Here is a 14,241-nt window from a genome sequence, read left to right on the forward strand (position 1 = left end):
CGGCCATCACTGCCGACGGAACACCAGCGCCAGATTGTTGGCCGGTAGCTCGTGGATGGCCTCCCGGCTCAGGCCGTGCTCGGCGGCGACCTCGGTCACCTGCTCCAGGTCCCGCACGCCCCAGCGCGGGTCACGGCGCCTCAGGTCGGCGTCGAAGGCCGCATTGGACGGCGCGGTATGCTCACCACCACGTCGGTAAGGGCCGTACAGCAACAGCACGCCACCCGGCTCGAGGTGAGCCTGGGCCTTTGCCATCAGCGCAGGCGTCACTTCCCACGGCGAGATATGGATCAGATTGATCGCCACCAGGGCGTCAAAGGTGTCATCCGGCCAGGGTTCCAGCACGTCGCGGCGTACCGGCGCCAGCAGATTGCCGCCCCCTTGCGTCGCTTGCTCCGGCTCTCGCCCAGCAGGCCCTGCCCGTTGCGCTTCGCTTTCGCCTTGCCTGTCACCCTCCGCTTCCCCTTGCCCATCGTCTGCTGCTGCAAGCGCGCGCCAGGCAGCGATGGACGCCAGCGCCGCCTCGGAAACGTCACTCGGCTGCCATCGCCAGCCCGGCTGGCACTGCGTCATATACAGTCCGTGCTCACCACTGCCGCTGGCGAGCTCCAGCACGCGGGCATGGCGTCCCAGGCACTGGCGCAGCACCGCGTGGATGGGCTCGCGATTGCGAAGCGCCGCTGGACTGGAGAGTCTCGCGTCGGACATGGGAAAACCTCACGGTAAACAAGGGGAGTAACAAGAGCGGCAATGGCCAAACGAATATAACGGAAGCATGGTAACGTCTGGCATCAACGGCTTGCGCAACGATGCCAAGCGATGATCGTCCCGGTACACTAGCAAAAGATACCCTTCATCTTCACCAAGGACGGCCCATGGCTCGACCCGCGCCTCGCTACCTCGAGATTCAACAGCACATCCTGGCCAAGATCCAGCGGGGGGAATGGCCCACCGACCATCGCATCCCGGGTGAGGAGCAGCTGGCGCTCGACTTCAACGTCAGTCGCATGACCGCCAACAAGGCCATCCGCGAACTGGTTCAGCGCGGCTACCTTACCCGCCAGCCGGGTGCCGGAACCTTCGTCACCGAACGCAAGGCGGAATCCTCGCTGATGGAGGTCCACAATATCGCCGAAGAGGTCCGCGGTCGCGGCCATCACTATCGGGCCAGGGTACAGCGTGCCGAAGCGATCGACGCCAGTGAGGACATCGCGTTGCAACTGGGGGTCAAGCGTGGCAGCAAGGTCTTCCATACCCGTATCGTTCACCACGAAAACGACGAGCCCATCCAGCTCGAGTTGCGCTACGTCAATCCCCGCCACGTGCCCGATTATCTGGACGCCGACTTCACGCTCACCACGCCCCATCAGGTGCTGATCCAAACCTGGCCGATCACCGATATCGAACACGTGGTCGAGGCCGTTTCGGCAGACACACGACAGGCCGAGGAGCTGGCCATCTCCACCTCCCTCCCTTGCCTGCAGTTGCGGCGGCGCACCTGGTCAAATGACCTGCTCATCAGTTACGCCGTGTTGATCCACCCGGGCGATCGCTACAAGTTGCGCTCGGCGTGGAAGGACTGAGGGACGCACACAGCCTCCACCAACGCACGAGGGCCGGACAGTGATTGTCCGGCCCTCGTACTTACGGCGACAGCGATCGACAAGGTTACTGCAGCAGCATGGCCGCCGGGATCGCCATCACCAGGGTGAGTGCCACCCGCACCGCCCATACCACCAGCATCTGCCAGATGGTGATTGGAATTCGGGTGGCCAGCACGCAGGGAATGGACGCCGAGAAGAACAGGATGGACGACACCGACACCACGCCGGCGGCAAAGCGCGCCACGAAGTCGATTCCCGCGTCGCCACCGAGCAGCAGCGCCGGCAGGAACATCTCGGCCAGGCCCGCTGCGCTGGCCTGGGCCAGTTCCTGGGCATTATCGATGCCGAAGATCGCCACCACCGGATAGAACAGCCAGCCCAGCCACTCGAACACCGGCGTGTACTTGGCCACCAGCAGTCCCAGCAGCCCCACCGACATGATCGACGGCAGGATGCTGATCGCCATCACCAGCCCTTCGGTCAGATTCTTGCGTACGCTGGATCCCAGCCGCGGCGCCTGCTCGGCCACCTTGATACCGGTGCGCCACGCCAGCGCCAGGCGATCCCCCTTCCGCGCTTCAGGTTCGCCGTCGGTCGCGGTGTTGTCCATGCCTGATAGCGGCCACAACCGCGCGGTCACCGCCGAGACAACGAAAGTGATCACCAGGGTGATCCAGAAGTAGGCGTTCCAGTAGTCCATCAGCCCCAGGGTCTTGGCGACGATGATCATGAACGGCGCGGAGACGGTAGAGAAACCGGTGGCAATGATGGCCGCTTCTCGGGCCGAGTACTGGCCACCGGCGTAGGCACGGCTGGTGATCAACAGTCCGATCGAGTAGCTGCCGACAAAGGAGGCCACCGCGTCGATGGCGCTTCGACCCGGGGTACGCCACAGCGGGCGCATGACGGGCTGAACTAGGATGCCGATCAGCTCGAGTAGCCCATAGCTCAGCAGCAGCGCCAGGAAGATGGCACCGATCGGCACGATCAGCCCCACCGGAATCACCAGCTTGTCGTAGAGAAAGGGCAGCATGTCCGGCTGATGCAGCAGTGCCGGACCGGCGGTGGTCATGGTCAACAGCGCCGCCACCACCCCCAGAAGCTTGAGCACGGTGAAGATCTTGTCGGTGAGACTGCGTCGCCAGTCTCCCTTGATCAACGGATAGGCCGCGCCGGCGATGATCAGCGCCAGGGCGTAGAACCTCGCCCAGTCACCGAGCCCGGCCCGTGCCGCGGTCACCAGATGATCCAGCGGAATCGTGGTTCGACCTTCCCAGGCAACCGGAACAAAAAAGATGAAGATGCCGATGGCGCTGGGCACCAACAGCTTGAACAACAGCAGGCCGAGGGGTGTCTGGCCTACCGAGGAACCAGGAGTCGTCGCCATGAAGGGAACCTCGTCGAAGTGTGAACCAACTCGTAAGTGTCATCTTGTTTGTATATACATTTCAACCGCTATAGTGGCAAAGCACTCCCCCACAGCGCCTTTAGACGATGGTCTAATATGCCACAAGCTTCTCCTCAGATTCGTTCGTTAAACGGCGTTATCACGCTCCACCACACCTCTTTCCTGCAGCGTCGCAGACAGGCCGCCGGTCAGGGCATCGGACGAACCGGCAAGGGCTCCAGAACCACACTTTTCTGTATATACATGATGCTGTCGAGCGATCCCGTTGGGCACCCGACGTCTCCCGCGCGTGCTCGAAACGCTCTCAGGTCCCTGGACGATTCGGGGTTCAGAAAAGCCGGTAACGATCCCGTGGCCAAGACGGGGTGCACTCGGCCTAGCCGACCTGCGCTCCCCCGGTGCGATGCTTCACAGAGGACATGCCTAGTGCACCCGCGACCCTGTATATACGTTTACCGAAGCAATCAGTCGAGATTTCACGCCTATCCGCGCACTACGACCATGGTCTACTGATGCGTCACGGCCTGGAACCAAGCCCAAAAAACGCCTGCAAGCCGCTGTTTCAACAACCATCCATCAGGCCAGACCCGAGGTTCGGGCGATGCATCACTGGCGACTCGGCGGCTTGACGAAACGGCTTGAAGGCATTATTTGTATATACATTAACCGACACGGAGCATCCCCATGTCCGAGCAATCCAAGCGCCTGCTGTGGCGCGATCTGGCGATCTTCGACGGACTGACCACCCTGCCCGAGCGTCACTGGGTAGCGGTCGAGGATGGACGGATCTGCGCCCTGGGCACCATGCAGACCCTTGACCCGAGTCAACATCGCGACGCCGTCGACATGGGGCAAGGCGGCGTCATGACGCCGGGCCTGATCGACTGCCATACCCACCTGGTCTTCGGCGGGCAGCGCAGCGACGAATTCGAGCTGCGCCTGCAAGGCGCCTCCTACGAAGAGATCGCGCGTCGCGGTGGCGGCATCCTGGGCACCGTCACGGCGACCCGGGAAGCCGACGAATCGGCCCTGTTCGACGCCGCTGCAAAGCGCCTCACGTCGATGATCGAGGACGGCGTGACCAGCGTCGAGATCAAGTCCGGCTACGGCCTGACCCTGGCCGACGAACTGAAGATGCTGCGGGTGGCGCGACGTCTCGGCGAGCAACTGCCCGTGCGCGTCACTACCACCCTGCTGGCCGCCCATGCCCTGCCACCGGAGTATGCAGACGACGCCGATGGCTACATCGAGCTGGTGTGCGACCAGATCCTGCCGGCGGCCCACGCCGAGGGCCTGGTCGATGCGGTCGACGTGTTCTGCGAGCGCATCGCCTTCTCGAGCGAACAGTCCCGACGCGTGTTCGAGGCGGCCAGGGCGCTTGACCTGCCGGTCAAGGCCCACGCCGAGCAGCTTTCGCTGTCCGGTGGCGCGGCCCTGGTGGCCCAGTTCCGAGGGTTATCCGCCGACCATATCGAGTACCTGGACGACGACGGCATCGCGGCGATGGCCGATGCCGGGACCGTCGGCGTCCTGCTGCCCGGTGCCTTCTACACCCTGCGCGAAACGCAGCACCCACCGATCGACGCCATGCGTCGTGCCGGCGTCGCCATGGCGGTGGCCTCGGACGCCAATCCGGGCACCTCGCCCATCGTGCTGCCGACCCTAATGCTGAACATGGCCTGCACCCTGCTGCGCCTGACACCCCAGGAGGCACTGGCCGGCATGACCCGCCACGCCGCCCAGGCCATCGGCCAGCCAGACCTTGGACGTATCGCCGTCGGCGCTCCCGCCGACCTGTGCGTCTGGAACATCGATAGCCCGGCCGAACTGGCCTATGCCGTCCAGCCGGGACGACTCAAGCATCGCCTGCTGGAGGGCGTATTGACCCATGGATGAGCAGCTATCTTCCCCCTGGTCATCCATGACCCCGGCGGCTGACCCAGACACCATGCCGTCCAGCCGGGACGGCTCAAGCATCGCCTGCTGGAGGGCGTATTGACCCATGGATGAGCAGCTCGCTTCCCCCTCGTCTCCCACCGCGCCGTTGACCGAACCGGACATGGGTATCTGGCAGGGGCGTACCGACCCCGAGCCCAACAGCGAGCGCTGGCACCAGCGCATCGCCGCCTACCGCTCCGGCGCCGAGCCTGGCGTCGTGGTGACGGGCTTTGCCAGTGATGCCGGTGTCGCCCGCAACAAGGGGCGGGTGGGCGCCGCCGATGGCCCCGCCGCCATTCGCCGTGCCCTAGCCCCCATGGCCTGGCACCGCGACGCCCCGGCCTACGATGCCGGCGACGTGCACTGCGTCGGCAATGGCCTCGAGGATGCCCAGGAGGCGCTGGGCGCGCGGGTGACCGAGATCCTCGACCAGGGTCACCAGCCAGTAGTGCTGGGCGGCGGTCACGAAGTCGCCTACGCCAGCTGGCGCGGCCTCTCCGAGCATCTGGACAAGGGCCACCGCAGGCCCACCGTGGCGATCATCAATCTGGACGCTCACTTCGACCTGCGCGACCCCAGCGAACAGACGTCTTCCGGCACGCCCTTCGCCCAGATCGCCGCCGACTGCGCCAGGCGTCGCTGGCCGTTCCGCTACGCCTGCCTCGGAGTCAGCCAGGCGGCCAACACCCGTGCCCTGTTTCACACCGCCAAGCGGCTCAAGTCGCTGGTGGTCGAGGATCGCGAGTTTCGCGATAGCCGCATCGCGTACATCAAGCGCGACGTGCAGCGTCTGGTAGCCGACTGCGATCACGTCTACCTGACCATCGACATGGATGTCTTCCCTGCAAGCGATGCCCCTGGCGTCAGCGCTCCCGCCTCGCGGGGCGTGATTCTGACCCACTTCGAGCCGATCCTCGAGTTCCTGCGTCGCTCGCGCAAGCTACGCCTGATCGACATCGCCGAGGTCAACCCGGCGTATGACATCGACCAACGCACGGCGCGTCTCGCCGCCCGCCTGGTCCATCAACTGACCCGGTCCAACGCCTGACCGAGCCTTTTATTCCCTTTCACTACAGGTACCGACATGAACCAGATCACGCCCTCGCTGAACGACCGTCACGATCCTTCGCGCAAGATCGCCGCCCCCACCGGCACCGAGCTGTCGTGCAAGAGCTGGCTGACCGAAGCCGCCCTGCGCATGCTGATGAACAACCTCCACCCTGACGTCGCCGAGCGTCCCGAGGATCTGGTGGTGTACGGCGGCATCGGTCGCGCTGCCCGCACCTGGGAATGCTTCGACAAGATCGTCGAGGTGCTCAAGCGCCTGGAGGACGACCAGACCCTGCTGATCCAGTCCGGCAAGCCGGTAGCGGTGATCCCGACCCACAAGGACGCGCCGCGGGTACTGATCGCCAACTCCAACCTGGTGCCGGCCTGGGCCAACTGGGAGCACTTCAACGAGCTCGACAAGAAGGGACTGATGATGTACGGCCAGATGACCGCCGGGTCCTGGATCTACATCGGCTCCCAGGGCATCGTCCAGGGCACCTACGAGACCTTCGTCGAGGCTGGCCGTCAGCACTTCAACGGCGACCTCAAGGGCCGCTGGGTACTGACCGCCGGCCTCGGCGGCATGGGCGGCGCCCAGCCGCTGGCGGCGACCCTGGCCGGCGCCTGCTCGCTGAACATCGAGTGCCAGCAGACGAGCATCGACTTCCGTCTGCGTACCCGCTATCTGGACGAGCAGGCCAACGACCTGGACGACGCGCTCGAGCGTCTTGCGCGCTACACCAGTGAAGGCAAGGCCATCTCCATCGGTCTTTGCGCCAACGCCGCCGACGTCCTGCCGGAACTGGTCAAGCGCGGCGTCAAGCCGGACATGGTCACCGACCAGACCAGTGCCCACGATCCGCTGCACGGCTACCTTCCCTCTGGCTGGACCTGGGACGAGTACGTGGCCCGCGCCAAGAGCGAGCCCGACACAGTGGTCAAGGCCGCCAAGGCGTCCATGGCGGTGCATGTGCGCGCCATGCTCGAGTTCCAGAAGATGGGCGTGCCCACCTTCGACTACGGCAACAACATCCGCCAGATGGCCCAGGAAGAAGGCGTCGAGAATGCCTTCGACTTCCCCGGCTTCGTCCCGGCCTACATTCGTCCGCTGTTCTGCCAGGGCATCGGCCCGTTCCGCTGGGTGGCGCTGTCCGGCGATCCGGAGGACATCTACAAGACCGACGCCAAGGTCAAGGAGCTGATCCCCGACGACGAGCACCTGCACCACTGGCTCGACATGGCCAAGGAGCGCATCAGCTTCCAGGGTCTGCCGGCGCGTATCTGCTGGGTCGGTCTGAAGGATCGCGCGCGCCTCGGCCGCGCCTTCAACGAGATGGTCAAGAACGGCGAACTCAAGGCGCCCATCGTCATCGGCCGTGACCACCTCGACTCCGGTTCCGTGGCCAGCCCCAACCGCGAGACCGAGTCCATGCTGGACGGCAGCGACGCCGTGTCCGACTGGCCGCTGCTCAACGCCCTGGCCAACACCGCAGGCGGCGCTACCTGGGTCTCGCTGCACCACGGCGGGGGTGTCGGCATGGGCTTCTCCCAGCACGCCGGTGTGGTCATCGTCGCCGACGGTACCGACGAGGCCGATGCCCGCCTGGCCCGCGTCCTGCGCAACGACCCGGCAAGCGGCGTGATGCGCCATGCCGACGCCGGCTACGACATCGCCAGCCAGTGTGCCCGCGACAACGGCCTCGACCTGCCGATGCTCAAGGACTGATGCCGTCCCGGGCGCGGCCAGCCGCTGGCGCGCCCGACCCTGGCATCGAGGCGCCTTGTCCCTTAGCGCGCCTCCTGCCCGGGAGCGCCATGTAAAAAGCGCAGACGCCTGCACAAAGGCCGCCCCTCGGGGCGGCCTTTATCGTGTACGACCGTGATTCACTTCGATGCCACTTGAAACGTGCGCCGACGCCCCTGAAGCGGCCGGCGACGGGTCAGGCACAGCACTGCTTGAACTTGCGCGCACTGCCACAGGGACAGGGATCGTTGCGTCCCGGCTTGAGTCGAGACACCCTGGCCTCGCCATCCAGATAGACCCAGCGTCCCTGGTGGCGCACAAAGCGCGAGCGCTCTTCCAGCACGCCCCAGCGCTGCCGCCCCGGCGGGCCCTCGGCAAAGGTCGCACGAAACTGCACCCAGCCCTGGTCGCCTGTTTCACCGCTATCGAGTATCTCGAGACGCTTCCAGCGGGTATCGTCGTCACCGCCCAGTTGCGCCGGGCGACTGTCCGGGTGCCAGCTATGGCGCAGGTAGTCCTCGAGCCCGAGGGCGAAGGCCGCAAAGCGCGAGCGCATCAGCGCCTCAGGCGAACCTGCGTTCTCGCCCTGGTGCAGCAGACCGCAGCAGTGCTCGAGGACCAGGCCACTGCCGCAGGGGCAGCGGGTGGATGACGTCGTGTTCAAGGTGCGGCTCTCCTCTCATCTACCTTGCGCTTTGCCACAGCGCAGGCCTTGTACGAAAACCCGACGTGGGTGGCAACGCTTTAAACAGACTGCCGACCTGTACCGGCCTCAAGCAAATACCGACCAGCCTGTGGCCTTGGACAGTCCCTCCAGGGCGGCGGTGCCCTTGAGCGAATTGCCGTAGCGATCCAGTCCCGGCGACCACACCGCGATCGAGGCCACATTGGGCACCACCGCCATGATCCCGCCCCCGACACCGCTCTTGCCCGGGAAGCCGACCCGATAGGCGAAGTCCCCCGAGCCATCGTAGTGGCCGCAGGTCATCATCAACGCATTGATCGCCCGTACCCGCTCGAGCCCGATCATGCGCTGGCCCTCGAAGCCACCACACAGAAAGCGTGTGGCCCTGGCGAGCTGGGCGGTGGACATCTCGATGGCGCAGTGATGGAAGTAGGTGCCCAGCACCCGGTCACAGTCGTTGGTCAGGTTGCCGCAGGAACGCAGGAAGTAGGCCAGGGAGAAGTTGCGATCCCCGGTGGCATGCTCGGAGCGCGCCACCTGCTCGTTGATGTGGATGTCCTCGTCGCCGGAGGCCTCGCGCAGAAAGCGCAGAATCTCGCCGAGGGTGTCGCGTGGCGCATTGCACCCGAGCACCGCGTCGGTGGTGACAATCGCCCCGGCGTTGATGAAGGGATTGCGGGGAATGCCGTCTTCCACCTCCAGCTGGACGATGGAGTTGAAGGCCCGGCCCGATGGCTCGCGCCCGACCCGCTGCCACAGGCCATCGCCGTGGCGCCCCAGCGCCAGCGCCAGGGTGAAGACCTTCGACACGCTCTGGATCGAAAAGGCCTTGCCGGCGTCGCCGGCATGAAACTCCTGTCCATCCACGGTGCACACACTGATGGCGAACTGGCGGGGATCGACACAGGCAAGTTCGGGGATATAGCTTGCCACCTGGCCCCACTCGCCAGCCTGACGAGCCTCGCGATCCAGCCTCTCGACCAGCGCCTGCAGTTGTTCCGGCGTAAGGGTCTTTCCCATGAGCGTGATTCTTCCAGGAGCCTGACAAGGCTGGCGATGGTCGCCCCCTCCACCATCACTGTCAACGTCCCTTCCCGGCAGGGGTCAATCGCCAGGGCGACAGCGCCCGCTCAGGGCCCGCTCAGCGCCCGCGCCGCTTGGTGCGCATGGTCGCCTCGGCGGCAAGCGGATCTTCTGGCCAGGGGTGCTTGGGGTAGCGGCCGCGGTTCTCCTTGCGCACCTCGGGGTAGACGTTGTGCCAGAAGCTTCGAAGGTCCATGGTCGTCGCCAGCGGCCGCCGCGCCGGGGACAGCAATTCCAGGCGTACCGGCACCCGCCCGTCGACGATACAGGGTGTGGCTTCGCAACCGAACAGGGCCTGCAATTTGGCGGCCAGAACCGGCACGATACGCGTGCCGTGCTCGTCGCCGTCGTCGACCTCACGCTCATAGCGCAAGGCCGCGCTGTCACCGCTTGGCAGCGCCAGCCGTCGCGGTGCCAGCTCGTCCAGCTTGCCCGCCAACGGCCACGGCAGACGTTCGCGCAACAGCCGTTCCCAGGGCAGCGCCAGCACCTGATCGAGCCGCGACAGGCCGTCCAGATGCGGACCGAGCCAGTCCTCGAGCTCGGCCATCAGGCTGGCGTCGTCAAGCTCCGGCCACTGGGGATCATGCGTCCGTCGCAACAGCGCTACCCGTCTTCTGAGCTGTTCTGCCGCCTCGTCCAGCGGCAGCGCCTCGCGCTGCCCCAGGGCGTCGAGCAGCGCCCGGCGCCTCGCCTCTCGACTCGGCGGTCCTGCCAGGGGCTTGCGCTCCAGCACCACGGCATCGAGGGCGCGTACCCGCTCGCCTTCCAAGCGCCCCGCCGATGCGTTCCAGGCGACCCGCTCGGTCCAGTCGAAAAGTTCAGGAAAATGCGCCAGCAGCGCCGCCTCCTCGATCCGTACGCCGCGATAGAGTCTGGCCTCACGCTGGCGACCGTCCAGGTCCACCGCGACCAGCAGGGGCGCGTGGGCCAGGGGGTGATCGCTTGCCAGCGTCACCAGGCCACCGCCACGCAGGCGAAAGCGTCCGGGCGAAAGGTGCTGAGCGACACGGTCGGGGTAGGCGCAGAGCAGAAGCTCGCCCAGGGTTATTGATGCGCCCGGCTCGCCTGTCCCGCGCGGCTCGCCCATACGGGCCTTGTCCAGCGCCACCCCGGCGCGCTTGCACAGTCGCCGGGCCTCCCGCTGCCAGGCAGGGTCTGGCCTCGGCGACGACAACAACTGCGAAAACACCCGCTCCAGATCCGGCTCCCGCGAGGCGCCCTGACGACCCTCGAGCCAGGCGGCCAGGGCGCAGGCCAGGGCCAGCGACGCCTCGCCAGCGCGGCTGGCCCGCTCCAGCATGGCGGCGAGCCGGGGATGCACCGGCCAGCGTCCGGCTGCCCGGCCCAGCGAACTCAAGCCGCCATCAGGCTCGACCAGCCCGAGGGACTGCAACAGCCGACGCCCGCTATCCAGGGCCGCTGTCCCTGGTGAAGTCACCCAGGCAAGCGCGGACGCGTCCTTGACGCCCCAGCGAGCCAGTTCAAAGGCCAGGCCGGACAGGTCTGCCTGGTGTATCTCCGGCTCGGCGTGGGGCGGCAGCGGCTGCTCTTCCGCCCACAGCCGATAGCAGCGTCCAGGCCCCTGGCGCCCTGCCCGCCCACGCCGCTGATCGGCGCTGGCTCGGTTGACACGGCGGGTCTCGAGACGCGAAAGCCCGGTACGCGGGCTGAACACCGGCACCCGCTCCAGTCCTGCATCGACCACGCTGCGCACGCCATCCACGGTGACACTGGACTCGGCGATGGCGGTGGCCAGCACCACCCGACGCCGGCCATTCGGGTCAGGACGAAGGGCAGCGCGCTGCTGCTCGAGCGGCAAGCGTCCGTGCAGCGGCAGTATCGCGATATCCTCCAGCCGCTCGCCCAGCCAGCGCCCGAGACGTTCGATTTCGGCAACGCCAGGCAGGATCACCAGCACGTCGCCAACAGGATCACCACCACCCCTGGCATCGTCATCCCCGCCATGGGACACAGGATCGGACGCCTGCAGCGCCTCCATGACCACCCGGCCCTGCTGCTCCTCTGCAGAGGCGCGCTGGGACAGCGGCCGATACAGCGTCTGGACCGGATACTGCCGCCCCGGGCACTCGATCACCGCCACGTCCTGTCCCAGCACGCCTTGCATGGCGGCCACGTCCAGGGTGGCAGACATCACCACCAGGCGCAGGTCCTCGCGCAGCCCCTGCTGGACATCGAGGGCCAGCGCCAGCCCCAGGTCGGCCTCCAGACTGCGTTCATGGAACTCGTCGAAGAGGATGCCGGTGACCCCCTCTAGCATGGGGTCGTGCTGCAGCATGCGCGACAGCACGCCCTGGGTGACGACTTCGAGGCGAGTCGTCGGGCCGACCCGGCTCTCGCCACGCATGCGATATCCCACCGTCTCGCCCGGCCGCTCGCCCAGCAACTCGGCCATATGGCCCGCCGCCAGACGCGCCGCCACCCGACGAGGCTCCAGCAGCAGCAGACGCCCGCGACCATCGTCGCCACCGCACCAGTCACAGTCCAGCAGGGCCAGCGGTACCCGAGTGGTCTTGCCGGCCCCGGGCTCGGCCACCAGCAGCGCCCGGTTGTGCTGTTCAAGCGCTGCGGTGAGCTGAGGCAGTCGGGCGTCGATGGGCAGGCTGGGCGGTGAAGACATCGGCTCGGGGGCTCCTCGGGCGGGACGGGACGGGACTGGGCTGGGCTGGACTGGACTGCACTGGACTGGACTGCACAAGCAAGGCAGCAATGCGCCGCCGATGATAGCACGCCGCTGCCCCATGGCCCGGCGGCAGCGTCCCCGCCCGAGGCCCGACTTGTATACACCAGCAACAACATTTTGTTGCCAGTAGATGACGTTTTTGTCTACGCTCTTCAAGCTGACCGAAAGGTCAGGTTTTTAGCGCGACGCCCGTCGCGGCATCGCCCAGACAATCGACAGCGGCCACTACAACGACAAGAGGACCCTGAGATGAGCGAGACCACGTCCACGCTTTCACCGCGCGACCGTCATCCGGCAGCCAGCGCGAGTCGCCCTGACGGCGACGACGGTACTCCGGATCAAACCAACCAGGACGCCGTCGGCCGGCTTGCCTGGCTGGATCGCTACTTCAACGTCAGCCGCCGGGGCAGTTCGCTGAAGACCGAACTGCTGGCCGGGATCGCCACCTTTCTGGCGGGCATGTACATCATCGTGGTCAATCCGGCGGTGTTGTCGGACGCCGGCATTCCCTTTTCGGCGGCGCTGTCGGCTACGGTGGTCATCAGCTTTCTGAGTAGCCTGGCCATGGCGCTGTACGCGCGCAACCCCATCCTGGTGGCGCCCGGCATGGGCATGAACGCCCTGTTCACCTACACCCTGGTACTGGGCGCAGGTCTGTCCTGGGAGGTCGCGCTCGGATGCGTGTTCTGGTCCGGTGTGATGTTCGCCGTACTGGCCATGTTCAACGTCCGCGAGGCGATCATCGACGCCATTCCGCCGTCGCTGCGCTACGCCATCACCTGCGGTATCGGCCTGTTCATCACCTTTATCGGGCTCAAGAACGCCGGCTTCATCGTGGCAAGCCCCGCCACCCTGGTCAGCCTGGGCAGCCTGGATGCTAGCCTCGCCACCTTCTTCATCGGCCTGATCGTGACCGCCGTGCTGGTCATCCGCGGCTTCAACGGCGCCCTGATCCTCGGCATCGCCACCACCACCCTGCTGGCCGCACCGATGGGGCGTCTGTGGGGTGACGAGGTGGTCGTTGCATGGCAGGGACTGGCCGCCTGGCCGGACTTCTCGGCGCTGGGTCAGGTCGACGTACTGGGGGCTCTCAAGGTCGCTTACCTGCCCTTTATCTTCGTGATGCTGTTCACCAACTTCTTCGATGCGCTGTCGTGCTTCATGGCGCTGTCGGAATCCGCGGGGCTCAAGGACGCCAAGGGCAACCCGCGCAACCTCAAGCGCTCGATGACGGTGGACGCCTTCGCCTCGATGATCGCCGCTCCGCTGGGCACCAGCGCCGCCCAGACCTTTATCGAGTCCGGCGCAGGGGTCGCCCAGGGCGGGCGCACCGGTCTGACCGCGCTTGTGATCGCGCTGCTGTTCCTGCCGTTTCTGTTCCTGTCGCCGCTGCTGTCGCTGGTGCCGGGCATCGCCACCTCGCCGGCGCTGGTGCTGGTGGGGCTGTTCATGATGGCCCCGGTGGGCAAGATCGACTGGGGACGCTTCGAGGAGGCCTTTCCTGCCTTTCTGGCGATCATCCTGATGCCGTTGACCTACTCGATCACCCTGGGCATCGCCTTCGGCTTCATGAGCTTCGTGCTGATCAAGCTGGCCACCGGCAAGTTCACCGAGATCAAACCCGCCATGTGGGTGTCCGCGGTGCTGTCCGCGATCATGCTGGTGACGGCGCAATAGCGTAAGCAAGCGCCACCGGGCCTCAGCCCCGTGGCGCCGACACCACCCCGCAGCCCTTCAATACCACCTGGATCAGAAAATCGGTGACACGCTGCATATCGTCATCGGTGAAGTCGTCGTGGCCGGTGATGCCGGCGACCTGGCTTTGGCAGGTAATGAGCAGCGTAGTGGTGGCGACGTCCCCTGCTATGGCGCGGGGGAAGATCTTACCCCACAGCCCTTCAGGACCACCTGGATCAGAAAATCGGTGACACGCTGCATATCGTCATCGGTGAAGTCGTCATGGCCGGTGATGCCGGCGACCTGGCTTTGAAAGTCTGCATAGTGCTGGGTCGCCGACCAGATCAG

11 protein-coding genes are annotated in these 14,241 nt (G+C 66.0%); 5 read left to right on the forward strand and 6 right to left on the reverse strand.

Annotation, left to right across the window (positions count from 1 at the left end; all coding sequences use genetic code 11):
• Positions 1-6: 6 nt before the first annotated feature.
• A complete protein-coding gene (locus C6W88_RS19955) occupies positions 7-708 on the reverse strand; it encodes a DUF938 domain-containing protein (RefSeq protein ID WP_108133751.1) in 702 nt (233 codons plus the stop codon).
• A gap of 167 nt (positions 709-875) precedes the next feature.
• Here C6W88_RS19955 and hutC point away from each other — a divergent pair, with 167 nt between their 5' ends.
• Complete coding sequence (gene hutC / locus C6W88_RS19960; protein ID WP_045994311.1) at positions 876-1,583, forward strand: histidine utilization transcriptional repressor HutC; 708 nt, start codon at positions 876-878, stop codon at positions 1,581-1,583.
• An 85-nt stretch (positions 1,584-1,668) separates the two neighbouring features.
• On the opposite strand, the gene C6W88_RS19965 is transcribed toward hutC, so the two are convergent.
• A complete protein-coding gene (locus C6W88_RS19965; RefSeq protein ID WP_045994312.1) occupies positions 1,669-2,991 on the reverse strand; it encodes a YjiH family protein in 1,323 nt (440 codons plus the stop codon).
• Positions 2,992-3,696: 705 nt separating this feature from the next.
• Between C6W88_RS19965 and hutI the strand changes: the two genes are divergently transcribed.
• The 3 genes from hutI (at position 3,697) to hutU (ending at position 7,726) form a co-directional block, all read left to right on the forward strand.
• On the forward strand, positions 3,697-4,908 hold the full coding sequence (hutI, locus tag C6W88_RS19970; protein ID WP_181248694.1) for an imidazolonepropionase: 1,212 nt from the start codon (positions 3,697-3,699) through the stop codon (positions 4,906-4,908).
• Positions 4,909-5,014: 106 nt separating this feature from the next.
• Positions 5,015-5,998 (forward strand): formimidoylglutamase, encoded by a 984-nt coding sequence (gene hutG / locus C6W88_RS19975; RefSeq protein ID WP_083970572.1) that lies wholly within the window; start codon positions 5,015-5,017, stop codon positions 5,996-5,998.
• A gap of 36 nt (positions 5,999-6,034) precedes the next feature.
• Complete coding sequence (hutU, locus tag C6W88_RS19980) at positions 6,035-7,726, forward strand: urocanate hydratase (RefSeq protein WP_108133753.1); 1,692 nt, start codon at positions 6,035-6,037, stop codon at positions 7,724-7,726.
• A 214-nt stretch (positions 7,727-7,940) separates the two neighbouring features.
• Here hutU and C6W88_RS19985 read toward each other — a convergent pair whose 3' ends face one another.
• The 3 genes from C6W88_RS19985 to hrpB all read right to left on the reverse strand — a co-directional run bounded on the left by C6W88_RS19985 (position 7,941) and on the right by hrpB (position 12,153).
• A complete protein-coding gene (locus C6W88_RS19985) occupies positions 7,941-8,408 on the reverse strand; it encodes a YchJ family protein (protein ID WP_108133754.1) in 468 nt (155 codons plus the stop codon).
• Between the two features lie 108 nt (positions 8,409-8,516).
• Entirely contained in the window at positions 8,517-9,449 is a 933-nt protein-coding gene (locus C6W88_RS19990; RefSeq protein ID WP_181248695.1) for a glutaminase, read from the reverse strand.
• 121 nt (positions 9,450-9,570) lie between these two features.
• A complete protein-coding gene (gene hrpB, locus C6W88_RS19995) occupies positions 9,571-12,153 on the reverse strand; it encodes an ATP-dependent helicase HrpB (protein ID WP_108133756.1) in 2,583 nt (860 codons plus the stop codon).
• 312 nt (positions 12,154-12,465) lie between these two features.
• Between hrpB and C6W88_RS20000 the strand changes: the two genes are divergently transcribed.
• On the forward strand, positions 12,466-13,893 hold the full coding sequence (locus C6W88_RS20000; RefSeq protein WP_231498721.1) for an NCS2 family permease: 1,428 nt from the start codon (positions 12,466-12,468) through the stop codon (positions 13,891-13,893).
• A 186-nt stretch (positions 13,894-14,079) separates the two neighbouring features.
• Here the strand turns inward: C6W88_RS20000 and C6W88_RS20005 are convergent, their stop codons facing one another.
• Entirely contained in the window at positions 14,080-14,241 is a 162-nt protein-coding gene (locus C6W88_RS20005) for a TetR family transcriptional regulator C-terminal domain-containing protein (protein WP_331281212.1), read from the reverse strand.

The sequence above is a fragment of the Halomonas litopenaei genome, assembly GCF_003045775.1.
GTDB lineage: Bacteria > Pseudomonadota > Gammaproteobacteria > Pseudomonadales > Halomonadaceae > Halomonas > Halomonas litopenaei.